The organism is Streptomyces sp. NPDC017993 (assembly GCF_044328065.1).
Lineage (GTDB): Bacteria > Actinomycetota > Actinomycetes > Streptomycetales > Streptomycetaceae > Streptomyces.
Window position 1 is genome coordinate 56,718 of sequence record NZ_JBIRGO010000006.1, and the last position, 25,999, is coordinate 82,716.

General features: G+C 69.7%; 22 protein-coding genes. 16 read left to right on the forward strand and 6 right to left on the reverse strand.

The features are described 5' to 3' along the window. Window positions 1-31: 31 nt before the first annotated feature. Genes ACH4FH_RS12160 through ACH4FH_RS12170 form a run of 3 tightly spaced genes read left to right on the forward strand, consistent with a single transcriptional unit; the run spans window position 32 to window position 1,960 of the window. On the forward strand, window positions 32-430 hold the full coding sequence (locus ACH4FH_RS12160) for an ArsR/SmtB family transcription factor (protein WP_398555705.1): 399 nt from the start codon (window positions 32-34) through the stop codon (window positions 428-430). Then, a complete protein-coding gene (gene arsB / locus ACH4FH_RS12165; RefSeq protein WP_398555706.1) occupies window positions 427-1,554 on the forward strand; it encodes an ACR3 family arsenite efflux transporter in 1,128 nt (375 codons plus the stop codon). The genes ACH4FH_RS12160 and arsB overlap by 4 nt, the downstream gene beginning before the upstream one ends. Then, on the forward strand, window positions 1,547-1,960 hold the full coding sequence (locus ACH4FH_RS12170) for an arsenate reductase ArsC (protein ID WP_398555707.1): 414 nt from the start codon (window positions 1,547-1,549) through the stop codon (window positions 1,958-1,960). The genes arsB and ACH4FH_RS12170 overlap by 8 nt, the downstream gene beginning before the upstream one ends. Before the next feature lie 385 nt (window positions 1,961-2,345). On the opposite strand, the gene ACH4FH_RS12175 is transcribed toward ACH4FH_RS12170, so the two are convergent. Next, window positions 2,346-2,636, reverse strand: a complete 291-nt coding sequence (locus tag ACH4FH_RS12175; RefSeq protein ID WP_398555708.1) for a hypothetical protein — start codon at window positions 2,634-2,636, stop codon at window positions 2,346-2,348. A gap of 759 nt (window positions 2,637-3,395) precedes the next feature. Here ACH4FH_RS12175 and ACH4FH_RS12180 point away from each other — a divergent pair. Next, window positions 3,396-4,298 (forward strand): DUF6745 domain-containing protein, encoded by a 903-nt coding sequence (locus tag ACH4FH_RS12180; protein ID WP_398555709.1) that lies wholly within the window; start codon window positions 3,396-3,398, stop codon window positions 4,296-4,298. Between the two features lie 60 nt (window positions 4,299-4,358). Beyond that, window positions 4,359-4,832 (forward strand): hypothetical protein, encoded by a 474-nt coding sequence (locus tag ACH4FH_RS12185; protein WP_398555710.1) that lies wholly within the window; start codon window positions 4,359-4,361, stop codon window positions 4,830-4,832. Window positions 4,833-4,888: 56 nt separating this feature from the next. On the opposite strand, the gene ACH4FH_RS12190 is transcribed toward ACH4FH_RS12185, so the two are convergent. From ACH4FH_RS12190 to ACH4FH_RS12205, 4 genes are all read right to left on the reverse strand, one after another. After that, the gene (locus tag ACH4FH_RS12190; RefSeq protein WP_398555711.1) at window positions 4,889-6,091 is read right to left on the reverse strand and encodes an NAD(P)/FAD-dependent oxidoreductase; all 1,203 of its coding nucleotides are present in this window, start codon (window positions 6,089-6,091) and stop codon (window positions 4,889-4,891) included. Between the two features lie 118 nt (window positions 6,092-6,209). Continuing rightward, window positions 6,210-6,986 (reverse strand): amino acid ABC transporter ATP-binding protein, encoded by a 777-nt coding sequence (locus tag ACH4FH_RS12195; protein ID WP_398556057.1) that lies wholly within the window; start codon window positions 6,984-6,986, stop codon window positions 6,210-6,212. Between the two features lie 68 nt (window positions 6,987-7,054). Beyond that, window positions 7,055-8,008 carry an amino acid ABC transporter permease gene (locus ACH4FH_RS12200; protein ID WP_398555712.1) on the reverse strand — a complete coding sequence of 318 codons (954 nt, stop codon included), beginning with the start codon at window positions 8,006-8,008 and terminating at the stop codon, window positions 7,055-7,057. Further along, on the reverse strand, window positions 8,005-8,937 hold the full coding sequence (locus ACH4FH_RS12205; RefSeq protein ID WP_398555713.1) for an ABC transporter substrate-binding protein: 933 nt from the start codon (window positions 8,935-8,937) through the stop codon (window positions 8,005-8,007). The genes ACH4FH_RS12200 and ACH4FH_RS12205 overlap by 4 nt, the downstream gene beginning before the upstream one ends. A gap of 236 nt (window positions 8,938-9,173) precedes the next feature. On the opposite strand from ACH4FH_RS12205, the gene ACH4FH_RS12210 reads away from it, so the two are divergent. The 10 genes from ACH4FH_RS12210 (at window position 9,174) to ACH4FH_RS12255 (ending at window position 21,756) form a co-directional block, all read left to right on the forward strand. Then, on the forward strand, window positions 9,174-10,109 hold the full coding sequence (locus tag ACH4FH_RS12210) for a LysR family transcriptional regulator (protein WP_398555714.1): 936 nt from the start codon (window positions 9,174-9,176) through the stop codon (window positions 10,107-10,109). 134 nt (window positions 10,110-10,243) lie between these two features. After that, on the forward strand, window positions 10,244-10,813 hold the full coding sequence (locus tag ACH4FH_RS12215) for a DinB family protein (protein ID WP_398555715.1): 570 nt from the start codon (window positions 10,244-10,246) through the stop codon (window positions 10,811-10,813). Between the two features lie 549 nt (window positions 10,814-11,362). Further along, complete coding sequence (locus ACH4FH_RS12220; protein ID WP_398556058.1) at window positions 11,363-11,860, forward strand: SigE family RNA polymerase sigma factor; 498 nt, start codon at window positions 11,363-11,365, stop codon at window positions 11,858-11,860. Window positions 11,861-12,365: 505 nt separating this feature from the next. Beyond that, window positions 12,366-13,640, forward strand: coding sequence for a mannosyltransferase family protein (locus ACH4FH_RS12225; protein ID WP_398555716.1), 1,275 nt, complete (start codon window positions 12,366-12,368; stop codon window positions 13,638-13,640). A gap of 308 nt (window positions 13,641-13,948) precedes the next feature. Beyond that, window positions 13,949-14,608, forward strand: coding sequence for a DNA alkylation repair protein (locus tag ACH4FH_RS12230; protein ID WP_398555717.1), 660 nt, complete (start codon window positions 13,949-13,951; stop codon window positions 14,606-14,608). Between the two features lie 78 nt (window positions 14,609-14,686). Then, complete coding sequence (locus ACH4FH_RS12235) at window positions 14,687-16,933, forward strand: FUSC family protein (protein ID WP_398555718.1); 2,247 nt, start codon at window positions 14,687-14,689, stop codon at window positions 16,931-16,933. Window positions 16,934-17,486: 553 nt separating this feature from the next. After that, entirely contained in the window at window positions 17,487-17,711 is a 225-nt protein-coding gene (locus ACH4FH_RS12240) for a hypothetical protein (RefSeq protein ID WP_398555719.1), read from the forward strand. 392 nt (window positions 17,712-18,103) lie between these two features. Further along, complete coding sequence (gene dctA / locus ACH4FH_RS12245; protein ID WP_398555720.1) at window positions 18,104-19,522, forward strand: C4-dicarboxylate transporter DctA; 1,419 nt, start codon at window positions 18,104-18,106, stop codon at window positions 19,520-19,522. Between the two features lie 100 nt (window positions 19,523-19,622). Then, entirely contained in the window at window positions 19,623-20,540 is a 918-nt protein-coding gene (locus ACH4FH_RS12250; RefSeq protein ID WP_398555721.1) for a LysR family transcriptional regulator, read from the forward strand. Window positions 20,541-20,673: 133 nt separating this feature from the next. Next, entirely contained in the window at window positions 20,674-21,756 is a 1,083-nt protein-coding gene (locus tag ACH4FH_RS12255; protein ID WP_398555722.1) for a tartrate dehydrogenase, read from the forward strand. A gap of 189 nt (window positions 21,757-21,945) precedes the next feature. Here ACH4FH_RS12255 and ACH4FH_RS12260 read toward each other — a convergent pair whose 3' ends face one another. Then, on the reverse strand, window positions 21,946-23,382 hold the full coding sequence (locus tag ACH4FH_RS12260; protein WP_398555723.1) for an MFS transporter: 1,437 nt from the start codon (window positions 23,380-23,382) through the stop codon (window positions 21,946-21,948). 464 nt (window positions 23,383-23,846) lie between these two features. On the opposite strand from ACH4FH_RS12260, the gene helR reads away from it, so the two are divergent. Next, a complete protein-coding gene (gene helR, locus ACH4FH_RS12265; protein ID WP_398555724.1) occupies window positions 23,847-25,997 on the forward strand; it encodes an RNA polymerase recycling motor ATPase HelR in 2,151 nt (716 codons plus the stop codon). Window positions 25,998-25,999 lie beyond the last annotated feature (2 nt).

Below are 25,999 nucleotides of genomic sequence, written 5' to 3' on the forward strand. Positions count from 1 at the left end.
GCCTTGAATCGAAGACTGTCAACATAGAAGAATGTCGAAACAAGAGCTTGAGGTGCTCGGCCGGGCCGAAGCCTGCTGCCCCGGTCTACTGACCTCCCCGCTGGACGAGGAGCAGGCCGTCGAGCTTGCGAAGGTCTTCAAGGCCTTGGGCGACCCGGTGCGGCTGCGACTGCTGTCGATGATCGCCTCCCGGCAGGGCGGGGAGGTCTGCGTGTGCGACCTGACGCCGGCCTTCGACCTGTCCCAGCCGACGATCTCCCACCACCTCAAGCTGCTGCGTCAGGCCGGCCTCATCGACTGCGAACGCCGCGGGACGTGGGTGTATTACTGGCTGCTGCCCGAGATGACGGACAGGCTTGCCGGGATCCTCACCCGTCCCGGGTCCCCGCCCGTGCAGCCTTTCGACGAGCCCGCCGGGGCCGCTTCGTGACCGCCCATGCCACCACCGCGGCGCCGGTCGCGGGGCCGGTCGCCGCCCGGCTGTCGTTCCTGGACCGCTTCCTCGCCGTCTGGATCCTGGTCGCGATGGGCATCGGCCTCGGCCTGGGGCGACTCATTCCCGGGCTTGGCGACGTCCTTGCGCAGATCACCGTCACCGGTGTCTCGCTGCCGATCGCGCTGGGGCTGCTCGTCATGATGTATCCGGTCCTCGCCAAGGTCCGCTACGACCGCCTGGAGACCGTCACCCGCGACCGGCGCCTGCTGATCCCTTCGCTGGTCGTGAACTGGATCCTCGGCCCGGCGATCATGTTCGCGCTGGCCTGGATCTTCCTACCCGACCTGCCGGAATACCGGACCGGCCTGATCATCGTCGGCCTCGCGCGGTGCATCGCCATGGTCATCATCTGGAACGACCTGGCCTGCGGCGACCGCGAGGCCGCCGCCGTGCTGGTGGCCCTCAACTCAGTGTTTCAGGTGATCGCGTTCAGCCTGCTGGGCTGGTTCTATCTCTCCGTCCTGCCCGGCTGGCTCGGCCTGGAGCAGACCGCCCTGAACGTCAGCGTCCTGGAGATCGCCCGCTCCGTGCTGATCTTCCTCGGCATCCCGCTGCTGGCCGGATTCCTGACCCGCCGCCTGGGCGAGAAGGCCAAGGGGCGGGCCTGGTACGAGACCGAACTGATCCCCCGCATCGGCCCGTTCGCCCTGTACGGACTGCTGTTCACGATCGTCGTGCTCTTCGCCCTCCAGGGCGACGCCATCACCTCCAAGCCCCTCGACGTCGCCAGGATCGCGCTGCCGCTACTGGTCTACTTCGCCGTCATGTGGGCCGGATCCATGGCCCTGGGCAAGGCCGTCGGGCTCAACTATCCAAAGGCAACGACCCTGGCGTTCACCGCCGCGGGCAACAACTTCGAACTCGCCATCGCCGTCGCCATCGCGACGTTCGGCGCAACGTCCGGACAAGCCCTGGCCGGGGTCGTCGGCCCCCTCATCGAAGTGCCGGTGCTGATCGGGCTGGTCCATGTCGCCCTGGCCGCCCGCCGTTTCTTCCCCCGGCCCACCCAGGCGGCCTCAGGTCTTGCCGCCTCCGAGGAAGGCCCCGCCCGTGTCTGAGTCCAAGCCGTCCGTGCTGTTCGTCTGCGTGCACAACGCCGGCCGGTCTCAGATGGCCGCCGCCTTCCTCACCCACCTCAGCCAGGGCAAGGTCGAGGTCCGCTCGGCGGGATCGGCTCCGGCCCCAACGGTGAATTCGGCCGTGGCCGAGGCAATGGCCGAGGTAGGCATCGACATCTCGTCCGAGACCCCGAAGACGCTGACCACCGAGGCCGTGCGGGTATCCGACGTCGTGATCACCATGGGCTGCGGCGACGCCTGCCCGGTCTTCCCCGGCAAGAGGTACCTGGACTGGAAACTCGACGACCCGGCCGGACAAGGAGTCGATGCGGTCCGGCCGATCCGCGACTCGATCGAACACCGCATCCGGTTGCTGATGGCCGAACTCCTGCCGAGCGACGCCTGACCGTCCTCGCCCACGACCATGCGGGGGGCCGGCGCCAATGGGTGCCGGCCCCCCGCATGGTCCGGCCGCTCTGCCGTTCGGTGGAGGCCAGGGAGTTGACGGCATGCCGAGGATCGCAGAGCAGCGCTGTCGGACTGAGCAATCTCGCCCCGGTGAGCCTTGCCGGTCAGAACACCAGGCAGCTCGTCGTAGGTGGCAATGAGCAAGGACGGCCGCAGTTGTGCGAGACGGCAAACGAGGCGCAACCCGGCGTGAGTGCGCATGCCGGGGACGCCGACACGCCCACTCACGCTCGGGCTGCGCCCGACTGCGCGGGAGGAAGCCCAACGCAGGGACCTCATCCCTGACAACGCATCAGGGTGCGTGAGTCCGGAGTCCCTTCGCCTCAGAGACCGAGGACGTCTTCCAATACTCGGGGGACAACGGGCTGATCCGGCTGCTCTTCGGGGACGTTCTTCGACCCATCGGGCTGACCCTGCTTACCGCCCTGGTTCCCGGGCGCCATCCAGCCGTTCTCGGCGTTCCAGTAGAGGCTCTTCGACCGTTCGCCGCTGAGTGCGCTTTCGTCCACATGCTGTTGGGCGGGGGGCATCGGTTCTGCTGCAGACGCGGCTCCTGCGGTGAGGGCGAGGGATACGGCGGCGAGGGCCAGGACACGTACTGTGCGCTTGATCATGGACTGGTAACGATCCGACCATCGCCGGGTTTCCCCCACCCGACCTGATCACCCCACCCGGCCTAAACGGAAATATCGCCCTAACATCTCCAAGGCCCGGGCAGGGCCTGTCGTCACGGTTGAAGCGGTCGAGCGAGGCGGTCGAGCGAGGCCTGACGCCATCCGTCCTCATACCTCAAGCGCGTCCACGCCGCCGTCGTTCACGCCTCGCAGGACCGCCGGCGCACCGCACGCGGGAGGCCAGGGCGCCCACCTCCGCTCGCCGAGCGGCCTTGCCGAATTCGTGGCCGCCGCCGCCCCCTTGCCGATAATCCCTTGCCGTCGGGCACCGGCAGCTGCCACGATCCCGTCCATGACCCATGGAAAGGTGGACACCACCACTCTCCGGTGAGCCGGGTGCTCTCTTCGCGCGGGGCATCCTCCCGCAGCCCGCTCCCCGATGCGCGCCATCTCCCCAGCCGCGAGCGCCTGTCCTTGGCGTGCGCCTTACGGGACGACTGGCTCTCCCACGCCCTCTGTACACAACCGGCCGACCGTGCCCGAGCCGAGGCGGCCGTCACCGAGCTGTACCGCCGAATCGGCGCACGTCGGCCGCAGTTCATCTGGGTCCCGTCCCCGGCAGCGGCCCGGTCTGCACTGCGCGACGACCCGCAGAACTTCCAACCCGCGCGGCTGCGGTCGGGCGCATCGCCGGCACACGGGGCGGACTGGCCGCTCGCCGCCCGGCTGGCTTCACTGCAGTCGGATCTGCGGACCCGTATGGACACACAGATCAGCCGTGCCGCGCCGCCATGGCGGTGGTACCCGAGCGGCCTGCCGCCGGCCCGGGCCCTGAGCCCCGAGGACGCCGTCGAGGCCGGGGTGCCGCTGGGCGATGTGCTCGCGGCCACTGTGCGCGACGCGCTGGCCGCGTCGGTGCGCGACGCGGTGCGGGCCCCGGTGCGTACGGCACTGCTGCCCGCGTCCGTGTCCGGCGACTCGTCCCCACTGACCTGGTACGGCCAGCACGACACGCACTGGATCGGCCACCACGACATCCAGGCACGCGTCGGCCTGGTCCGCTACCGCGACAGCGACACCCGCCAGCTCGCCCTCTGGGCAGCCCTGGCGCGGTCGACCGGCTGGTGGTGGCCCGGCCGTGACCGGTGCGTCATGGCCGAACGGCCGGCCGAGGTGCACACCGAACCGGCGCCCGGCGGACGGCACGGCGAAGTGCGACTGCACCATCCGGACAGTCCCGCCGTGCGGTTCGCGGACGGCACGGAGCTGTACGCCCTGAACGGCACCCGGGTGCCGGCCTGGGTGATCACGGACCCGACCGTCGAACGGATCCACCGCGAGACGAACGTCGAGGTACGCCGCTGCGCCATCGAACGCATCGGCTGGGACTCCTACATCGAACAGGCCGAGCTGCAGCTCGTCGGCAGCGCCGCCGACCCCGGCAACCCCGGCTCCGACCTGCACCTCTACCACGTACCACAGCAGGTCTGGGGCCGTCCCGCGCGCGTACTTCTCGTCGTCAACGGCTCCGTCGAACCGGACGGGCGACGCCGCCGCTACGGACTGGGCGTGCCGGCCGACATCGACAACCCCGTCGACGCCGCGGGCTGGTCCTACGGCCTGACCGGCGACCAGTACTCCCGGCTTCAGCGGCGCACCTGACCCCGCCGGGCCGTTCTCCCCTCCACCTCTCCCCTTCACACACTCAAAGGTGATGCACTCATGCCACAGCACGCACAGTTGACCCTCGCCGAACTCACCACCCGCACCGGCCTCGATGTCCTCGGCCATCTGGAGCGCGAGGTGACCATCCCGGTCATCGACGGGCTCCAGGCCCAGGGCGACCTCATCGTCGTCCCCTACGCGTTGCTCGCCGACGGCATCAGCGTGCCGCCGTTCGCGGAGCGGCGGGAGGTGCCCCCGGCCGGGGTCGAGCTGCTGCGCAGTGCTGCGGGCGGCAATCCGCACACTCTGGTGGCCGACGCCGGCACCTGCTGGTGGACGGCCGGGGTCCGTGACCGCGACGGACTGGCGCTCGGCCTCATCGAGACCACGGCGGTCGCCTACCTGATCCACCCGGAGCACGGCGGCACCGGTATGGCACCCGGCAGCTACGTCGTACGGCGGCAGCGCGAGAACGACGAGCGAACGAGCCGGTTCGGCACCGGTCACGGCTATCGCCTGGTCGCGGACTGACCGTCCGCCGGCCCGGTGAGGTCGCCGCCGGCCCCCCGGGGGCCGGCGGGCACCGGTCAGCCGGCGGCCGGTGCGGACTGGTTACTCATCGTCTTGAGGCTCTCGTCCTGGACCTCGGCGACCGTGGGGCGATCGGGCCGGTACGCCTCCAGCGCACCCGCACCCGCACCCACACCCACACCCGCCGCGCCCGGGCCGCCTGCCATGATCTCCTCGGCTGCGAGTCGGCCGAGCACGGGTGCGAGGTTCACCGCGCTGTGCGAAACGAGGTGGTAGAGGCCGGGCGCCCCGGGCAGGGCCCCGGCCAGCGGCAGTCCGTCGAACGGCACGGGGCGTACGCCGATCCGTACGCCGGCGAGACGGGGCGCGGCCCTCAGCGCGGTGAGTACGGCCTGGCCGCGGCGGTGCAGTTCCAGTTCCAGGTCCGGGCGGTCCGCGGCTGCTTCGGACGCGTCGGGCAGTAGGGCGTCGATCTCCCAGGAGATGGACAGCACGCGGTCGTCGGGCGCGGGACGCAGGTCCACTCCGGGGGCGGCGAGGATGGCTCCGAGCGGGGCGTCGGGCACAGGAGTGCTCTCGCCGACGAGTCCCGGGAAGAGGGCCATCGGCAGGGAGCCGCCTGCGAGTTCTGCGATGCGGCCGGCGTACGGCCCCGTGCAGTTGACGACCCAGTCAGCGGTCCAGCTGCGGGCGCCCGCCACCACACCCGTGACGCGGTCACCACTGCGCAGCAGGCCGGTGGCATGCACGCCGTAGTGGATGACGGCGCCCTGCAGGGCGGCTCGGTCCAGGAGGTTGCGGACCAGGCGCGGGGCGTCGTACCAGGAAGCGTGGTCGTGGACGACGAGTTCGTCGCCGGTGCAGGCGGCGGGGTCGGCCCCGGGAGCCAGTTCGCGCAGGTCCCGTGGATCGGCGAAACGGCAAGGGTGGCCCCAGGACCGCAGGCGTTCGGCACGCTCGCGCAGCGTGTGCTGTTCGGCGTGGGTGTTGCCCCACTGGACGAGAGGCATGGCGTGGCGCCAAGCCGGTCCGTCGAGTTCCTCGCCGAGTGCCAGGTGTTCCGCGGAGCTGCGGCGGTTGAGTTCGTAGTAGGAATGCGGTGTCTTCAGATGGGTGACGTCAACGGAGAACGTCGCACCCGAGGTGCCGGCGGCGGGCCCGCCGGACTCGATCACGGTGACATCGGCGCCGGCGGCGGCGAGCCGATGGGCGACGGAAGCACCGAGTACTCCGGCGCCGAGAACGATTGCACGAGTCATAGGGATTCCCAGATGGCGCGGTCGAGGGTGATGCGGTCGAGGTGCGGGGGCCGGGTGTGGTGACGGGCTGTTGCACTGGTCCTCGCCCGGTCGGGGGCGCGGTGGACTCCGGGCAGCCTCAGAGGACCTTGCTGAGGAATTCCCGGGTGCGGTCCTGGCGCGGGGTGTCCAGGACGTCTGCGGGTGTGCCCGATTCGACGACCACTCCACCGTCCATGAAGACGAGCGAGTCACCCACCTCCTTGGCGAAGGCCATCTCATGAGTGACCACGATCATGGTCATCCCGTCCTCGGCAAGGCCCCGCATGACGTCCAGTACCTCCCCCACGAGTTCGGGGTCCAGGGCGGAGGTCGGCTCGTCGAAGAGCATCAGGGCGGGTCGCATCGCCAGGGCGCGGGCGATGGCGACGCGCTGTTGCTGGCCACCGGAGAGCTGGGCGGGATAGCTGTTCCGCTTGTCCGCCAGGCCCACCCGGTCGAGCAACGCCTCGGCCCGTTCCCTGACCTCGGCGGCGGGCTCCCGCTTGACGCGGAGTGGCGCATCCATGACGTTCTCCAGGGCAGTCATGTGCGGGAAGAGGTTGAAACGCTGGAAGACCATGCCGATGTCGCGCCGCTGCCGGGCGACGGCGGTCTCCTTGAGTTCGTACAGCTTTCCGTCACGCTCCTCGTAGCCGACGAGTTGGCCGCGTACCCAGAGGCGGCCGGCATCGATGGACTCCAGGTGGTTGATGCAGCGCAGGAAGGTGGACTTCCCTGATCCGGACGGCCCGATGAGGCACATCACCTCGCCGGGAGCGACCGCCAGATCGATGCCCCTGAGCACCTGGACCTCGCCATAGCTCTTGTGCACGCCCTCGGCTCTGACAGCGGATTCGATGCCGGCGGTGGTCATGTCTGCGGTCGTCCCTGCGGTGATGTCGGGGGTCATGTCTGCGGTGGCGTCCGGGGTCATGTCTGGGGTCACGTCTGGGGCTCCTGCTTCATGGCGAGGGCGGTGCGCAGCCGCTGCAGGGCGGTGGGCGGCAGTGCCTGGAGGGAGCCGCGGGTGAAGCGGCGTTCGAGGTAGTACTGGCCGACGTTCAGGACGGAGGTCGCGACGAGGTACCAGATGCAGGCGACGGTGAGCAGCGGGACCTGCTGGAACGTCCGTGAGTAGATGCCCTGGACCGACGTGAGCAGCTCCGGAACAGCGATGGCGAAGACCAGTGACGTCGTCTTGAGCATGGAGATCGCCTGGTTGCCGGTGGGCGGGATGATCACTCGCAGAGCCTGCGGCAGGACGATGCGCCGCAGTGTCTGACGACGGGTCATTCCCAGGGCGTGGGCCGCCTCTGTCTGTCCGCCGTCGACGGAGGTGATGCCGGCGCGCACGATCTCCCCCATGTACGCGGCCTCGTGCAGGCCGAGACCGAGGAGGGCGGCGGTGAGCTGGGTGATCAGCAGGTTCGTGTCGAACTCCACGAAGGTGGGGCCCCACGGGATGCCCAGACCGATCTTGGGGACAACGGCGGAGAGGAAGTACCAGAAGAGCAGTTGGACCAGGAGCGGCGTGCCCCGGAACACCCAGATGTAGAGGCCGCTGATCCTCGCCAGGACGGAGTTGTCCGACATCCGCAGGACGGCCAGCACGATGCCGCCGACGACACCGATGAGCATGGCGACGACCGTCAGCAGCAGGGTGGTGCCCAGTCCCTCGATGACCACGGGCGCGAAGAGGAACTCCCCGACGGTGTGCCACTGCATCCGAGGGTTGGTCGCCCAGCCCTCGACCAGGAAGAACAGCAGGAAGAGCAGTGCCGCGCACAGGATGAGCCGACCGGGGCGGCGCAGCGGCACGGCCTCGATCGTGGTGCGGCCGACGGGAGCTTCCTTGCCGTCCACGGGAGGGGTGTCGGACTTCGTCTGCGCGGTCATGCCGTGCCTCCGTTCACCGTGGCGCGACGAAGGGCGCCGGATTCGACCTTCCAGTACTTCAGGATCTGGCGGTAGGCGCCACTGTCGATGAGCTTCTGCAGGGCCTTTTGCACGGCCTCGGCGAGGGCTTTGTCGTCCTTGTGCACCAGGATTCCGTAGGGCAGGAAGCGATAGGGGTCGCCGACCTCGAAGAGTCGTCCGCCGGACTGCTCGGCCTGGTAGGTGACGGTGGGCGAGCCGCCGACGAAGGCATCGGTGCGGCCCGTGGACAGGGCCTGGAAGCAGCCCACCGAGTCGGGGAAGACCAGCACCTCGATCGCGGGTTTCCCCGCCCTGGTGCATTTCTTGCTCTGCTCGACGACGTCGTCGACCTGGGAAGTGCCCTGCTCCACGGCGGAGGCACGACCGCAGAGGTCGGCGAGGGAGCCGATGGACTTCCGGTCGTCCTGGCCGACGAGGATCGAGCTGCTGGTACGGAAGTAGTCGACGAAGGTGACGTGCTCCTGGCGTTCCGGTTTGTCCAGCATCGCCTGGATCGCCAGATCGTAGCGGTGCGACTGGACTCCTCCGATGATGCTGTCGAAGCTGGACTTGGAGAACTCGATGTCGACACCGAGCACCTGCCCGATCGCCTTCATCAGCTCGGGTTCCATGCCCACCAGCGTCTTGTTGTCCAGGCCGAGTTGGACAAGCGGCGGATAGTCGTCGCCCTCGGCCACCTTCAGCGTCGCGGCCTTGCGGATCTTCTCCGGTAGCAGCGCGTGCAGGGCGGGGTCCTTGTGCTGTACCCGTACCGGCGACCGTTCCACGGCCCCCGCGCTCCCGCAGCCGCCCACCAGTGGTAGCAGTCCGGCCAGGACGAGTGCGGCGGCGGTGCCGCGGCGCCTCCTGCGTACGCGGACACACCGTTCCGCGGGCCGTATGTCCATGGAGTCGTCCTTCGCGCATCGGTCGGCTGGCTTCTGACCGCACAATCTGCGTCACCCGGAGCGGCGAGACAAGATGAAGCAGAGTGAGTGTTTGCGCACGTGTTGTGCAGGTGAGCTGATGCTCGGTGCCGGCGTCCTCCGGGCCGCTGCCTGCGCCCGGACCGCTCGGATCGCTGGTCGCCCCGGGGACATCGCTGTTAAGTTCCGCTGATGCTGATACCGATGGAGTTCTGCTGATGCTGACCCCGATCCAGCTTCAGGCGATCCGCGATGTCGTCGCGACCGGTTCGCTGCGTGCCACCGCCAAGCGGCTCGGCTATACGCCGTCCGCGGTGTCGCAGCAGATCACCTCGGTGGAACGTGCCCTGGGCGTACCGCTCTTCGAGCGTTCCCCGCGCAGTGTCCGGCCCACGGCGGCCGGCGCCCAACTGGCCCGTAGGGCGGCGCGGTTGCTCGCCGAGCTGGAGGCCGTGGAGGACGAGACGCGCTCGTTCGCCACCGCCGAGCGCGGCCGGCTGCATCTGGGCAGCTTCTGGTCTGCGGGTTTCCGGCTGGTGCCGGAGGTGCTGGCTGCGTTCCTGCGGGACCGCCCGCAGGTGGACGTCCGCTACGAGGAGGGCGATCCGCAGGCCGTCACGCCCGCGGTGGGGGACGGCCGACTGGATCTGGCCGTGGTCTTCGAGTACGGCACGGTCCCCCACAAGTGGCCGGCTGACCTGGCGATGACACTGATCCTTGAGGAGCCCCTGTACGTCCTGGTCCCGATGGCCCACCGGCTCTCCGGGCGCCGGCGCATCCGGATCGCGGACCTGAGCGACGAGCGGTGGATCTGCTACCGCGAGGGGACGGACGCCGCCCGTTCGCTCTTCCACATCTGCGCGGAGGGCGGCTTTCGCCCCGAGGTCCTCTTCCGCACCAACGACTACAACTTGCCGTACGAACTCGTGCGCAAGGGGCTGGGCGTCGCGATGGTCCCCGAACTGGCGATGATCGAGTCACCCGAGGTACAGGCGATCCGGCTCGCCGACCCCTCGCATGTGCGCAGGGTCTTCGCCCTGCACCGCGCGGCCGACCCCAATCCGCTGCTGGAACAGGCGATCGGCATGCTGCGCACGGCGGCCGCTTCCATCACCGACGGACTCGCCCGAACGGACCTGCCCACAGCCGTTTGACGCACCGAAAGCGGCGAAGGTGCTCATGGTGGCGACCGATGCGCGGGAGCTGCCGACCGGATCCTCAAGAACACCAACCGTGAAGAACACTTCGAGCACAAAGCAGTGGCGAGTTCGGGCCCCCACGGCCGAACATGGACCGCATGAGTGACCAACCAGCACGATGGACCCAGGCATCCGTCTACCCCGACATGTGGGCTGACCCGGACGACGACCCGCGCAACAGCGAAGGCGTCAGTCCGGACGGCGAGCTTGCGACGCTGCTGGACTTCCTGACGAACTACCGCACGACCCTGCGGATGAAGTGCGAGGGCCTGGATGCGGAGCAACTGGCCCGTCGATCTGTCCCACCGTCGACGATGTCGCTGCTCGGCCTGCTCCGGCATCTGGCCGAGGTGGAACGGGACTGGCGCAACTGGATCAGCGACGGGGATCCGCTGCCGAAGCTGTACGGCGAGCGTGACGCGGACTTCGACGGAGCTGTCGCCGAGCAGGCCGAGGTCGACGCTGCGTACTCCGCTCTGGAGCGCGAGCAGGCCGCGACCGATGCCGCGCTGGCCGAGCACCCGGACCTGGGCGAGCGTCTGGGGAAGGACGGGTTCGCCGTTCGGGAGCTGATGGTGCACAGGATCGAGGAGTATGCCCGTCACTGCGGGCAGGCCGACCTGTTGCGCGAGTGCATCGACGGAAGGGTGGGCCAGTAGAGAGGGCCTGGGGTCATATCCGTCCGTCGGAGGCGAATACAGAAATTGCGGTGAGCGACGATTCGTCCTCGCCTGCTCGGCATAATTGAGTCGGACTCCCACGGTAGTTGAGCGCGAGTGCGGTCCGTCCACGCCACGGGCGCCAGCCGAATCTCGCCGACCCTGTCTGAGATGCGTCAACCGTAAATCGACTTAACACGCGGGGTAATAGGTGCTCTGAATCGTCGTCAGAGTTCATAATGCGCCCTCAATATCCTTCATAATCCTCCTCGTGCAGCGCGCCGGCAGGCACTGCCGGCGCCGGACGCCGCCGGACGCCGGGCAACCGTGGTGCGTTTCCTTACCGTCGCGCGCCACCGGCCCCGCAACCAACCGCGTGGCCGGGAGAGCCGTCGGCTCTCTCCCCCATGACCGGTCCGGCCGCCTCTGATGCGCGCCGGGACGGTTTCGTTCCGTGACAACGCTCACGCTGTTTCCTTGCCTTGCGTGTCGACCGGATGCCGCCTGCGGGGCGTATAGCAGGTGAAGCGAGAGATCCGGGAGAGGCTGTTGACCGTCGAGGAGTTCGAGGAGTTCTACGCCCAGACGGTCGCGCGGCTCACGGGACAGCTGTACGTGATGCTCGGCGACCTGCATGAGGCGCAGGACGTGGTGCAGGAGGCGTTCGTCAAGGGCTGGAGCCGGCGTCGGCAGCTCGACCGTGACGGACAGCCGGAGGCGTGGATCCGCACGGTCGCGTGGCGGCTGGCGGTGAGCCGGTGGCGGTATCTGCGCCGCAGCGCTGACGCGTGGCGGCGCAGCGGTGCGCCGCCACACGTCGAAGGGCCCGAACCGGCGCAGGTCGCGCTGGTCGAGGCGCTGCGTGAACTGCCGGTCCAGCAGCGTCGCACGCTGACTCTGCACTATCTGTGCGATCTCACCGTCGAGCAGATCACGGGCGAGACGGGCCTGTCGGGGAGCACGGTCAAAACGCATCTGAGCCGTGGCCGCAAGGCACTCGCTCACCGCCTGCACGACCCGCGCATTGAGGAGGCGCCCGGTGTCTGAGCCCCAGGACCCGCTGCGGTCCCTGTTCCAGCAAGCGGCCGGCACCGGGCAGGACCGCGCCGTGACCGCACCGGTGGTCCAGATCGCCGCGCGCGGGCGGCGGGCGCGCCGTCGACGCGTCGGCGCGCTGGTGACGGTGGCGTGCCTTGCCTTCGGCGGTGCCGCCACTGCCGTCGCACTCCTCCCCGGATCGTCGGCCTCCGTGGGCCCGGCCGTCACACCCAGGCCGTCTCCGGACGCGATGCCTTCTCCCCTTCCCACCAGGCCCGGCTCCAGTTCCTCGCCCACCCCGGAGTCCACGGTCAGCACCTCCCCTACGGGCGCCACTCAAGGACCGGGCACGCCGCCGCCGTCAAACACTGCCCAAGAAACGCCCTCGGCGCCGCCTTCAAACACTGCTCAAGGAACGGCCACTTCGCCGCCCTGATCCAGCCTGCCCTCCCCCACCCCGGCGGATCGTCACCGGGCGATCCGGCATGCCTGCGCACACCCCTAGGAGTCCGTTATGCCCACTATGCCCTTCGAGGTGGGCGAGCGCCCCCATGCCTCCCCCCGCCCTCCGGCACCGTCCCGCCGGCGCTTGCCGCGTCCCCTCGGTGCTGCCGCACGGACCGGCCGTGTGCGCTGGGGAGTGCGCGGTCCTGCGGTCCGGCGCCTCAGCCCGGCCGACCGGGACATCCTTTGGCTTTACCTGCTGACCCGAATAGCGATCTGGATCACGGCCTACTGCGCCCAGTGGCTGTTCCCCTCCGATCCCGCCGCGCACGCCCCCGGCCCACCCCTCGCACCCTTTCAGCACTGGGACTGGGACCACTTCCTGAATGTCGCCCGGGACGGCTACTTTCCCGGCCGGGCCGGGCCATGGCGGCCCGACTGGGACAACCGGGAAGCCTTCTTCCCCGGCTTCCCCCTCGTGCTGCGCGCGGTCCACTTCATCGTGTGGGACTGGGCGCTGGCCGGAATGCTGATCTCCCTCGTTGCCGGAGCAGTCGCCGTGCTGGCCCTGGCCCGCATCGCCCGGCACCACCTGCCCGACGCCGGGGCAGGACGACGCACCGTCCTGTTGTTCCTGCTCTCCCCGTGCGCCGTCTTCCTGGCCGTCGGCTACACCGAGGCACTCTTCCTGGCCCTGGCCCTGCCTGCGTGGCTCGCGGCTCAACGCCGCAACTGGCCCCTGGCCATGACACTGGCCGCCGCGGCCACAGCCGTACGCGTCAGTGGACTGTTCCTCGCCGCGGCCCTCATCACCCACTTCCTCCTCACCGCCCGCGGCGCCCGGGACCTGCGCCTTCTGCCCTGGCTGGCTCTGCCCGCGCTCCCCCTCGCCCTCTTCAGCTGGTTTTTGCATGCCCACACCGGCGACTGGATGGCCTGGAAGCACGCACAGGAGCGTGGCTGGTACCGCACCTTTCACACCCCGTGGGAAGCCTGGGCGAACACCTGGCACAACGCCTTCGACCACGCCCAGAGCACCGGGTACGCCTTCATGTTCCAGGCGGAACTCGCGGCCATGCTCGTCGGCTTGGCCCTGCTCGTCGTGCTGGCCCGCAAGCGCCGCTGGCCCGAGACCGTCTACGTCGCACTCAGCCTCTGCGCTCTGGGCACCTCCTACTGGTACACGTCCGTCCCCCGCGCCGCGCTCCTGTGGTGGCCACTGTGGATCCTCCTGGCCGCCCGGAGCCTGCGCAGCCCCCGCTTCCAGACCGCCTACCTCTGCCTGGTCACGCCGTTGAGCACCGTGTTCGCCCTTACCTTCCTGACGGGGCGCTGGACCGGCTGACCGGTGCGGGAGGGCGGGGTGCTTGCCGGTGCGAGGCTCGCGGTCGACCGAGAATTCGTCTCATTTGGTAAGTCCGGACCGTGTCGCGCGGAAAGGGCGTCCGGCGTCTTCCCGAATCTGCCGGACGAACCGGTGGTGTATGGCTGAGCCATTGACTCTCCTGACCGGGCGAGAACCACTGCGCATTTGCGAAGGAGCGGGAATTCGTCTCGGTGGCTGCGGCCGAACCGCGTGTACGACAGGAGGCCGGCTTCCGTCGTAGGCTGAATCCCGCTCGTGATGGACAGGAGGCTGAGGTGGCCGAGACGATGGTGGCCGAGGTGATGGCCGAGCTGGCCGAACTCGAGGACCCGAAGATCCGCGAGGTGAACGAGAAGCACGGTGACGCTCACGGTGTGAACCTCAGCAAGCTGCGCGCTCTCGCGAAGCGGCTGAAGACGCAGCAGGAACTCGCGTGCGGGCTCTGGGAGACGGATGACAGCTCGGCGAGACTGCTGGCGATCCTGATCTGCCGCCCGAAGGCGTTCGGACGGGACGAATTGGACGTCATGGTGCGCGAGGCGCGCACACCCAAGGTGCACGACTGGCTCGTGAACTACGTGGTGAAGAAGAACCCGCATTCCGAAGAGCTGCGCCTGGCCTGGTCCGCCGATCCGGATCCAGTGGTCGCGAGTGCCGGCTGGGCGCTGACCACCGAACGCGTGGCGAAGAAGCCCGAGGGCCTCGACCTCCCAGGACTGCTCGATGTCATCGAGGCGGAGATGAAAGGCGCCCCGGCTCGCCTGCAGTGGGCGATGAACCACTGCCTGGCTCAGATCGGGATCGAGCACGCCGAGCACCGCACCCGTGCACTCGACATCGGTGAGCGCCTGGAAGTGCTCAAGGACTACCCGACTTCCCCGGGCTGCACCTCTCCGTTCGCGCCCATCTGGATCACCGAGATGGTGCGCCGACAGCACGATACGTAGGCACCACGCACGATGCGGTCGTCCGGTGCCTGAGCGCCGCGCGGTGCGGACCCGGAGCAGCTGGCCAATAGTGGAAGGGTGAGCCCGCAGCAGGGAGAGCCCCCGCGCTCCGGCTCGCGGCGTACGGCCGGCGGGCCGGTGCGGGCGGCACCGCGCAGACTGCGCTACGCGCTGGAGCACGGCAGGGACGGCCTGCGCGGGCACCGCACGGTCGTCGGCACCGCGGTCCGTGTGACGGTAGCCGCCTGCGTCGCCTTCTACGTGTGCCGCTACGGATTCGACCGGACGGTCATGTCCGTGTACGCCACCTTCACCGTGGTGTCGCTCGGTGTGCTCGCCCGCATCCCGGGGTCCGGGCGGCAGCGCGCGGCGACCACGCTCACCGCGGTGCCCGCGGGGCTCGTACTCATCACGCTGGGCACGCTGCTCGCCGTACGGACCTGGGCCGCCGTCCTCGGCATGCTCGTCATCGGGTTCATGGTCGCGTACGCGGGCACCACCGGGCCGCGGATCGCCGGGGCGGCTCCCGGGATGCAACTGCTGTACATCCTGCCGTGCTTCCCGCCCTACGCCCCGGAGACCCTGGGCCAGCGGCTGTCCGGCTTTCTGCTGGGCGCGGTCCTGCTCGCGTTGGCCCAGCGCTTCGTGCTGCCCGAACCCGACACCCCGCCCTATCGCCGGCTGCTGGCCGATGCCGCAGACGCGGCCGCCGAGCTGGCCGATCAACACGCCGGGCCCACCCCCGCGCCGCAGCTCGCTCGCGCACACGCCGCCGGCGACGCGCTGCGCCCTTCCCGGGTCCCCCCGGCGGATCTGCCCGCCTCCCCCGGCGTGCGTCACAAGGCCATGGGCCACGCCGCCGAGACGGCCCGCGCCCTGCTGGCCCGGCTGGAAGCCCTGCACTCCTCGGCCGGTCCGCACCTCACGTACCACCCGGAGACGGTGGCGCTGCTCCAGGACATCAGCGCCGCCGCTCGTGAGGCGGCCTGCGCGCTACGGGCGGGGAAGCGCCTGGAGCCCGGCGAGGGGCCGTCCACCGCGGCCCTGCAGGGCCGGCTGGCCCCGGCCCGCACCCACCGGGCCGTGGACGCCCTGGTGCGGCTGGGCACCGACGACCGGCTCATCTATCTGCGCCGCCGGTCCCTGGTGGTACAGGCCGCCGACTGCGCCGTCGTCCTCGCCCTGGCCACCCGGCTGCTGCTCGGTGACCGTTCCGTCGACCGGAACCCCGCCGGGCACGCCTTCACCTACGCGCGGGCGCGCGCCCACGAGCTGTGGTGGCGCCGACTCAGTGTCCACCTCACCCCCCGCTCGGTGATCTTCCAGAACGCCTGCCGGTTCGCGCTCGGCCTGGCCGCGGCCCGTGCGATCGCGGGGCTCCTCGACCTCCAGCACGGCTTCTGGGTGCTGCTCGCCACCCTCACACTCACCCGTACGACCAGCCTGGAGACCTGGTCCGCGGTCCGGCAGGCGCTCATCGGCACGCTTGCCGGCGCGGTGCTGGCCGGCGGGCTGCTGGCGCTGGTCCACGACCGGGTCACGGTGTATGCGCTGGTGCTACCGGTGGTGATGCTGACGGCATTCATCGCGGGGCCGCTACGCGGACTGGCCTGGGCGCAGGGCGGGTTCACCCTGGTCGTGGCGACGCTGTTCGCGCAGGTCTCCTCCGTCACCTGGCAGATCGCCCCGGTGCGGCTGGTGGATGTCCTGGTCGGCAGCGTCATCGGGCTGGCCTGCGGCCTGGTCGCCTGGCCACGGGGCGCGGGGAGCGAGGTACGCAGAAGCATGGCGGCCCTGTGCTCGGCCATCGCCGACGCCATCGGACAGACCACCACACGGGTCGTCGAGCACAGTGACACCGGCAGGACACCCGACACCACCGTCCTTCTGGTCAATCGCGCCCTGGTCCTCGCACGGGAGAGCCTGGCCCAATACCAGTGCGAGCCGAGGCACCAGGTGTCCGGGAAGCCGGACTGGCCGGCGGTGCTGGTCGCCGGGGCGGACGCCCGGCGCGGAGAGCGTCTGCTGCCCGGCCGCCCGGGCAGGATCACCCATGACGAGGTCGGCGCCTGGCTGCGGCACGCGGCCGACAACACGGCAGCCGACTACCGTGCTCTGGCCCGGCATCTGTGCACGCACCAGGGTCCACCGCAGGATCTCCCCCAATCCCTCGACATCCGGGGCCTGTTGGCAGTCGCACCCCCCATCCCGCGCAACAGCCCGGACCACGACGCGCGTGCGGTCGCCGCCGCCCTCCTCATCGACTCGGTCATCTGGCTCGATGCGCTCACCGTCGACCTGAACCGCATCCACCAGGAGCTGTGATGCCCCGCCGTCGGGACGCCCGGTACCGGGCTTGATGGAACGAGGAATGTGCCCGTATCCATTGCGAGTTGACGGCCCGTCACCCGTCAGTTCGCCCCGTCCGGTTGGGTGGGCTGAGCATCTATGGCGGAGCGCAGTTCGGCCAGGACGGGCGTACGTGGTCGAGAAGTCCGGTTCCGACCCTGAGGGCCAGGACCTGCTGCACCGCATACGCCTCGCCCACTGAGGCCCCGCCACCGCACGGTGGCACGGCTCCCACCCCCGCCATGTCCCGCCCACAGCGCCTGCGCGTCGGGCGGGACACCCGACAGCCCCCGTACCGCCGCACACCTCCCTGACCGGAAAGCTCCGGGGATGGCACACCGAGAACACCCCCCCCCGGCCGCACCGAACGCCGCGCCCGCGCCGAACGGGCCCGCCGGCCGGCGCGCTCGGCCTGCTCAGCACCGACCGTTCGGGCGCGGGGGCAGACACGGGAGGCAACACATGACCCGCGCAGGCCCCCACCACGTGCGCCACCCCGCACGGCAGTCACCTCCCGGTGTCGCACGGTGTGACGAGCCTCCGCATCGCCCATCTCTCCGCACGTCTGGCTGCGGCCGGACCCGCCGAACGCACCACGCTGACCGCCGAGTTCTGGGAGAGCGTCATGAGGGAGGGCACTCCCTTGGTCGAAGCCGTCGACAACGAGTCGGCGCACCGTGCGGTGACCTTCCTGTGGCGCGGTCATCGTGCCACCCGTCAGGTTCTGCTGCTCGCGGAGGCTGACGGACCATGACCACCTCGCCGCCTCCCTCCTCACCTGCCTGCCCGGCAGGAGATCTGGTACCTGACCTATCGGCTGCGTGCCGAGGCCGGCGCTCGGGGCGATGACGAACTGCCTCCCTCCGCCCGTGCTTGTGACATCGCGGCAGCCGAGCGCGTCGGCGATCCGCCGGGTAGTGGCGGCATCTTCCATAGGCGCGTCCTATGCGGGGCATCGATTTTTGGTCGTGGACCCCACGTCGTGTGACCGGCTTCACTGTCCTGCTAGTGAGTGGGACGTCGCACGGTCTCGGCGTCGCACGGTCTCCGCCGAGCCGGCATCCGCGAAGGTAGCGCGCAGCACGGCAGCTTCGCCGTGCCCGCAGGGCGTGCAGGCGGGACCACTCCCCCCGGATGGAGGTTGCAATGACGCACACCCCGCACGACGCCGCAACGAGCACAGCGACGAAGGCAAAGCCCTGGTACGGGCAGCTCTACATCCAGGTGTTGGCCGCGATCGTCGTCGGCATCGCGCTGGGGTGGCGGTGGCCTGATCTGGCCACCTCGATGGAGCCGATCGGTACGACCTTCATCGCCGCGATGAAGATGCTGATCGGGCCGATCGTCTTTCTGACCATCATCGGCGGTATCGCCGGAGTGGCCGACCTGAAGAAGGTCGGGCTCACCGGCCTGAAGGCCCTGACCTACTTTCAGGTGGGCACGATCGCGGCCCTGGCCACGGGCCTGGTCGCCATCAATGTCTTCCGTCTCGGCGACGGGGTCCACGCGGATCCGTCCCGGCTGGCAACCTCGGATGACGCAGGCCAGTACATCGAGAAGGGCGAGCACCAGCAGTGGTGGGAGTTCCTCACCAACCTGGTCCCCCACAGCTTCTTCGGTGCCTTCGTCGAGGGCGACATCCTTCAGGTCATCTTCCTCGCGGTGATCTTCGGCATCGCCATCAAGTCGGTCGGCACGATCGGTGAACCGCTCATCGCCGGTGTCAATCGGCTGACCGACGTGGTGTTCAAGGTGCTGTCCTTCGTGATGAAGGCGGCCCCACTGGGTGCCTTCGGCGCGATGGCCTACGCCATCGGGAAGTTCGGCCTGTCCACGCTGACGAGCCTGGGCTCGTTGATCCTGCTGTTCTACGTCACGTCGATTCTCTTCGTCGTCGTGGTGCTCGGGTCGGTTCTGGCCGCCTACGTGAAGCTGAACATCTTCCAGCTCTTCCGCTACTTCAAGGAGGAGTTCTTCCTGGTCCTTGGCACCTCGACGGCCGAGCCCGCCCTACCCGGCCTGATGCGCAAGCTCCAGTTCATGGGAGTGGAACGATCGACCGTGGGTCTTGTGGTGCCGACCGGCTACAGCTTCAATCTCGACGGCGCCGCCATCTACCTCTCCCTCGCCACCCTGTACATCGCACAGGCCACCGACACCACACTCTCCGTGGGACAGCAGCTCGGACTGCTCGCCGTCATGCTGCTCACCTCCAAGGGCGCGGCAGGAGTCGCCGGCGGGGGCTTCATCGCGCTGACCGCCACCCTGTCGACCGTCGGCCATGTCCCGGCCGCGGGCATCATGCTCATCTTCGGCATCGACAAGTTCATGTCCGAGTGTCGCGCTCTGGTCAACTTCTACGGCAACGCCGTGGCGACACTCGTCATCGCCAAGTGGGAGAACGGCGTCGACCTCGCACTCGCCCGGCAGGTACTGGCAGGCCATGTCACCGAAGCGCCACCCGCGACGCACACGGCAGGCAGGCCTGTGCAGTCGTCGCCGGTTCCGGAGTCCGAGGAAGCCGCTCGCCGCCCGGATCCGGAGGCAGCCTCGCCCCGCGCCTGACAGTGCCCCGGGTGCGGAGGCTTCCGTACCCGGGAGTTCCCGCCGCAGCCTGCACCGATAGGCTGCGGCTATCTGTTTTCCTTCCGATTCGGGAGGCGCCATGGACGCCCGGCAGCTCGAATACTTCCTCGCCATCGTGGAGCACGGCGGCTTCAGCAAGGCGGCAGCCGCTCTTCACGTCGCTCAGCCCTCACTGTCACAGGCGATGGCGAATCTGGAGTCCGATCTCGGCGTCCCCCTCTTCCACCGGTTGGGCCGCGGCGTGGTGCTCAGCGAAGCCGGGACAGAGCTTCTGGAACCCAGCCGACGTGTGCTGCGCGATCTGAACGCCGTACGGGAGAAGGCGGCAGCGATGTCCGGCCTGCACGGCGGAAGTGTCGAAGTCGCCGTCATGCCCTCACCCGGTATCGAGCCTCTGACGACCCTGATCCAGCGCTTCGCCGAACTGCACCCTTCGCTGACGGTCAGCACCCGGGCCGCTTTCACGCCGGAAGAGGTCGTCGCCCTTGTCCGCAGTGGCGCCTGCGAGCTCGGTCTGCTGGGGTCAGCCAGCCCGGTCGACGCACCCGGGATCGATGTCCTGTCCGTCGAGGCCCAGCCCTTCGTGGTGGTCTCGGCGCCCGGTGGCGACATCCAGGACGGGGTCGCTCTGCGCCCGGAGGATCTCGCGGGGCACAAACTCATCGCTTCCCGCCCCGGGAGCCTGATGCGCACCATCGTCGACGACATCATGGCAGCCGGCACGGACACCGACATCGTGGCCATCGTCGACCACCGCACCTCCATCCTCCCGCTCGTGATGACCGGCGTGGGGATCGCCGTACTCCCGGCGTCCTGGACGCGGTTGGCACATCGGTGCGGAGCCGCCGTCGCACCCATCGAGCCCACAGCACACCTGCACGTCGCCATGATCAGCCTGCCCGCGCACCTGGCCCCCGCTGCCCGTTCCTTCCTGGACCTGACCCGCTCCCTGGCCAGGCGGCGCAGCGCCGAAAGCCGGGACGGGACCGCTTCCTGACCTGCCGCCATACCGATCGACACCGCCTATGGGTCGTATCGGAAGCAGGTCTTGGACGCCTTGCAGGCCCCCGTGTTGACTCGTGTGCGTCGAACGAAGCACCGCCGCACCCGCTCATTTCCGGAGGCCCCTTGTGACCGCACCCCAGACGTTCAGGATCGCCGCCGTCCCCGCCGACGGTGTCGGCGCCGAAGTCGTCGCCGCAGGACGCACCGTGCTGGACGCGCTGGCCCAGGACTCGGGCGGCGCCTTCTCCTTCGACTGGGAGGAGTTCCCCTGGGGCTGCGAGTACTACGCCAGGACCGGCAAGATGATCGACGACGACGGTCTGGAGCGCCTCAAGGACTTCGACGCCATCTACTTCGGCGCCGTCGGCTGGCCCACCGTTCCCGACCACATCAGCCTGTGGGGGCTACGGCTGAAGATCTGTCAAAGCTTCGACCAGTGGGCCAACGTCCGCCCCGTCAACTTCCTGCCCGGCGTCCGCAGCCCCCTGCGCAAGGCCGACGACACCCATCTCGACTGGGTCGTGGTACGCGAGAACAGTGAGGGCGAATACGCCGGTCTGGGCGGACGTAACCTCTCGGCCCGCGGCCCCGGAGGCGAAGTCGCCGTCCAGTCCGCCCTGTTCACCGAAGTCGGCTGCGAGCGCATCGTGCGCTTCGCCTTCGACCTCGCCAGGACCCGCGACCGGCGCAAGGTCTCCAGCGTCACCAAGAGCAACGCCCAGCAGTACGGCATGGTCCTTTGGGACGACGTGTTCAAGCGCGTCGCCGAGGACTATCCCGACGTGGAGACCGAGAGCGTCCTCGTCGACGCCATGTCGGCGAAGTTCGTCCTGCGCCCCGAGGACCTTTCGGTCGTCGTCGCCTCCAACCTCAACGCCGACATCCTCTCCGACCTGGGCAGCGCCCTTGCCGGCAGTCTCGGACTCGCCGCGAGCGCCAACCTCAACCCCGAGCGCCGCTTCCCCAGCATGTTCGAGCCCGTGCACGGTTCCGCACCCGACATCGCCGGCCAGGGCCTGGCCAACCCGATCGGGGCGGTGGGCAGCGCGGCCCTGATGCTTGAGCACTTCGGGCTTGCCGAGCAGGCCGCCCGGCTGCACCAGGCCATCGAAGCCACGACCGCTGCCGGCGTCCTGACCCGCGACGTGGGCGGAACCGCGTCCACGGAGGACGTGACCAAGGCGCTCATCGATGCGCTGCACGGCTGACGTCCGCCGAGCTTCCTGAGCCGTTCCTGTTCGCGCCGGCGGCTCGGGACCGTCGTACGGATCGATGCGTACGACAACGACAGGTCGGGCCCTGCCAGATGCAGGGCCCGACCTCTCGCTCTGCGCGAAGACCGGCTACGAGCCCGGGCGCCGCTCCGCCACCTCGCGACAAGGGGCACCCCGGCCCCCTCAGCCCGGCCCGGAGTGGCCTGCGAGGGGTTCGTCCCGGCGTGGCGGTACGTGGCCCCGGGTGCCCAGCCGGCGGTTGACCAACAGCACGAGGGCCGCGGCCGCGAGGGTGATCGCGCCGCCGGTGCGCAGGATGGCGTCGTATGCCTCCTCCGGGCCGGTCTCAGGGGTGAGCGCGGTGATCGCCGCAGCGGTGGCGGCCAGCCCGATCGCGCCGAGGACGACGAGGGCGGTGAGGACGACACCGGAGGCTTCGCCGGCGCGGGCGGGCGCGATGACCTGCTGGGTGGCGACGCTGGCGAAGGTCCAGCCGAGGCCGAGGCCGAGGGCGCACCAGGTGAAGACCGGAATGTAGAGCCACCAGGCCCACACCAGGCTCATGCCGATCATGCCGGAGCCGGCGATGACCCCGGCGAGGGCCATGACGCCGGTGGCGTGCATCCGCTGCGAGAGCCAGGCACCCAGTGGGCCGGAGCAGGCCACCATGAGCGCAGGGGCGAGGAATACGGTCCCGGCGAGCAGCGCGGACAGGCCGCGCTCCTGCTGGAGTTGCAGGGTGGCGAGGAAGACGGTGACGGCGTACCCCATGTTGCAGATCGACCCCATGACCGTGACCAGGTCGAAGGAGATGTTGCGGAAGAGCCGGAAGTCGACCAGCGGGTGGCGGCAGGCGCGCTCGCGCAGCACGAAAAGGGCACCACTCACCACGGCGACGGCGAGCAGGGTGAGGGTGCGCGCGTGGTCCCAGCCCCAGGCGCTGCCGCGTTCGACGGCGAGCGTCAGGGCGGCGAGGCTGGTGACGACGGCCAGGCAGCCGGGCAGGTCGACCTGTCGGGAAGCGGTGTCGTCGCGGGAGTCGGGGACGTACCGCAGGGCGATCAGCAGCGCGAGGGCGCTCAGGGGCGCCAGCAGCCAGAAGATCCACCGCCAGCCGGGGCCGTCGGTGAAACCTCCGCCGACGAAGGGCCCGAGGGCGGTGCCCACGTTGGCGATGCCGAACATGGCCCCGAGCGCCCGGGCCCTGGTGGCGTCGGGGAAGGTGTTGGTGATCACGGAGACGGAGCCCGGGAAGATCAGCGCCGCGCCGATTCCCTGGACGATGCGGGCCAGGACGAGCACGCCGAGGCTGCCGGCGAGGGCGCAGCCCACGGAGGCCGCCGCGAACAGCGCGATTCCGGTGAGCAGGACCGGGCGGCGGCCGAGGAGATCACCCAGACGGCCGCCGACGATGAACAGGCAGCCGATGGCAAGCATGTAGGCGGACAGTGTCCACTGGGCGGCGGAGACGGTCACCTGCAGTTCGACGGCGATACCGGGGATGGCCAGGTTCAGCGCGAAGAAGTCGAGCTGAATGCAGAACAGGGCGATGGAGGCTGCGGTGAGAACTCCGGCCCGTTTCGGGTCCCCCGGCGGCCCATCGGCGCTCTTCGCTCCCATCTCCCCAGCACATCCCCGATGCGGCCGGGCTGCGAGCCCGGGTGGGCCGGTTGGCGGGGCGGTACTGCCGGAACGGGCAGGCACCTGCGGCTCGGGCGCGTTCGCGTCATACGTGCACGCCGTGACTGCGCCGTACGTGGCGCGCGCTGCGCTTCGTGAGGAGGGCGTCCGTCCAGAGCGGGCGGTGAGGGAAAGGGGGCTACCCACTCCTTTCCACTCTCAACGTATAGCGCACAGGGGGGCTTGTGGCAAGACCCCGGTCGTGCCGCAGAATCGCTGGCCAAAGCCAGAACCTGCGGAAATCGGAGATTCACGAAGTGCGTGTGGTGTTGTCGGTTCATGGGTGGTGCGGTGGCGTCGAACCGCTGGTGGGGCTCGCGCTGAGGTTGCGGGCACTCGCCGCCGAGGGGCAGGGGTGCGCGCCGACGGACTGCGCAGGCGCCACGTCAGATCGGAGCCGGTGAATGGACCCCGTGACCACTAGCGCGTTCGACCTTCCCGAGCGCCTCTCCCCCAAGGCCGACCCGATTCTGATCGCCGGCGACGAGCAGCACTTCGCGGGCATCGCGGAGAGCCTGGAGCAGGCGATCGCCGAACTCTCCGACCGCCTCGATGCCGAGCGCAGGGCGCCCGGTGGCGTGGGCCGGGAGGCGATGGAGCGGGACCTGGAGGTGCATCGGCTGACCGGTCGTCTGCGCGCTTTGCGTCGCTTCGGTTTGGACCTGTGCCTCGGACACATCGTCAGCGCGGACAACCCCGAGCCCCTGTACATCGGACGACTTGGCCTCACCGACAGCTCGGGGCGTCGCCTGCTGATCGACTGGCGCTCCCCCGCGGCCGAGCCGTTCTTCGCGGCGACCCACGCCAACCCGATGGGTCTGTCGAGCCGCCGCAGGTATCGCTGGACCCGCGGGCGGATCAGCGACTACTGGGACGAGGTGTTCAGCACCGACGGGCTCGAAGGGCACGCCGCGCTCGACGACCAGTCCGCCTTCATCGCCGGCCTGGGCAGCAACCGGTCGGACCGGATGCGAGACGTACTCTCCACCATCCAGGCCGACCAGGACGCCATCGTCCGGGCGGGGTCCCGCGGCGCACTCGTCGTCGACGGCGGTCCAGGTACGGGGAAGACCGTCGTCGCTCTGCACCGCTCCGCCTACCTCCTCTACTCCGACCCTCGCCTGGGCCATCGTCGGGGCGGCGTGCTGTTCGTCGGTCCGCACCAGCCCTACCTGGCCTATGTCGCCGACGTCCTTCCCAGCCTCGGAGAGGAGGGCGTACAGACCTGCACGCTGCGGGACCTCGTCGCCGAGGGAGCCGGAGCGGCGATCGAGCCCGACCCGGACGTGGCTCTCCTGAAGTCGTCCGCGGACATGGTGCAGGCGATCGAGAAGGCCGTCAGCATCTACGAAGAGCCGCCCACTCAGGGGATGACGGTCACGACGTCCTGGTCCGATATCTGGCTGAGCGCCGACGACTGGGCCGAGGCGTTCGAAGCAGCAGAGCCAGGTACTCCGCACAACGAGGCGCGCGAGCAGATCTGGGAAGAGCTGGTCACGATCCTGCTGGACAAGCACGACGGCGACGACGTGTCCCCCGATCTGTTCCGGCGGTCCCTCCTGCACGACGAAGAACTGGTCACGACCCTCAACCGCGCGTGGCCGATGCTCGAAGCGGCCGACCTCGTCGGAGACCTGTGGACGGTGCCCGCCTACCTGCGGCTGTGCGCTCCCTGGCTGAGCCCTGAGGACGTCCGGAAGCTGCAGCGCAAGGACGCCCAGGCCTGGACGGTGTCCGACCTGCCGCTCCTGGATGCGGCACGGCAGCGGCTCGGTGACCCGGAGACGTCCCTGCGCAAGCGCCGGCACGAGGCCTCGGTCGCCGCCGAACGCGAGCGCATGGCCCGCGTCATCGACGACGTGGTCGCAGCCGATGCCGACGGCGAAGGCGCGGTGACGATGCTGCGCGGAAGGGACCTGCAGGACAGCCTGATCGACGAGAGCGCGCTGCCCGGTACCGAACCGGACCTGCTCGCCGGCCCGTTCGCGCACGTCGTCGTGGACGAGGCACAGGAATTGACCGACGCGGAGTGGCAGATGCTGCTGCTCCGCTGCCCGTCCCGGAGCTTCACCATCGTCGGGGACCGCGCCCAGGCCAGGCACGGGTTCACGGAGTCGTGGGAGGAACGGCTCAAGCGGGTCGGGCTCGACCAGATCAACGTGGCCTCCCTGAGCATCAACTACCGGACGCCGGAAGAGATCATGACGGAGGCCGAGCCGGTCATCCGCGCCGCGCTCGCGGACGCCAATGTGCCGACCTCCGTACGCCGCAGCGACATCCCCGTCGTCCATGGAGCGGTCTCGGACCTGGCATCGGTCCTCGACGACTGGCTCGCCACGCACGCCGACGGGATCGCCTGCGTCATCGGCGACCCCACGTTCCGGGCGACGTCCCGCGTCCGGTCGCTGACCCCGGAGCTGTCGAAGGGCCTTGAGTTCGACCTGGTCGTCCTCGTCGACCCGGAGGCGTTCGGCGAGGGCATCGAAGGGGCGGTCGACCGCTATGTCGCGATGACCCGGGCGACCCGGCAACTCGTCATCCTCACGAGCTCCTGAGC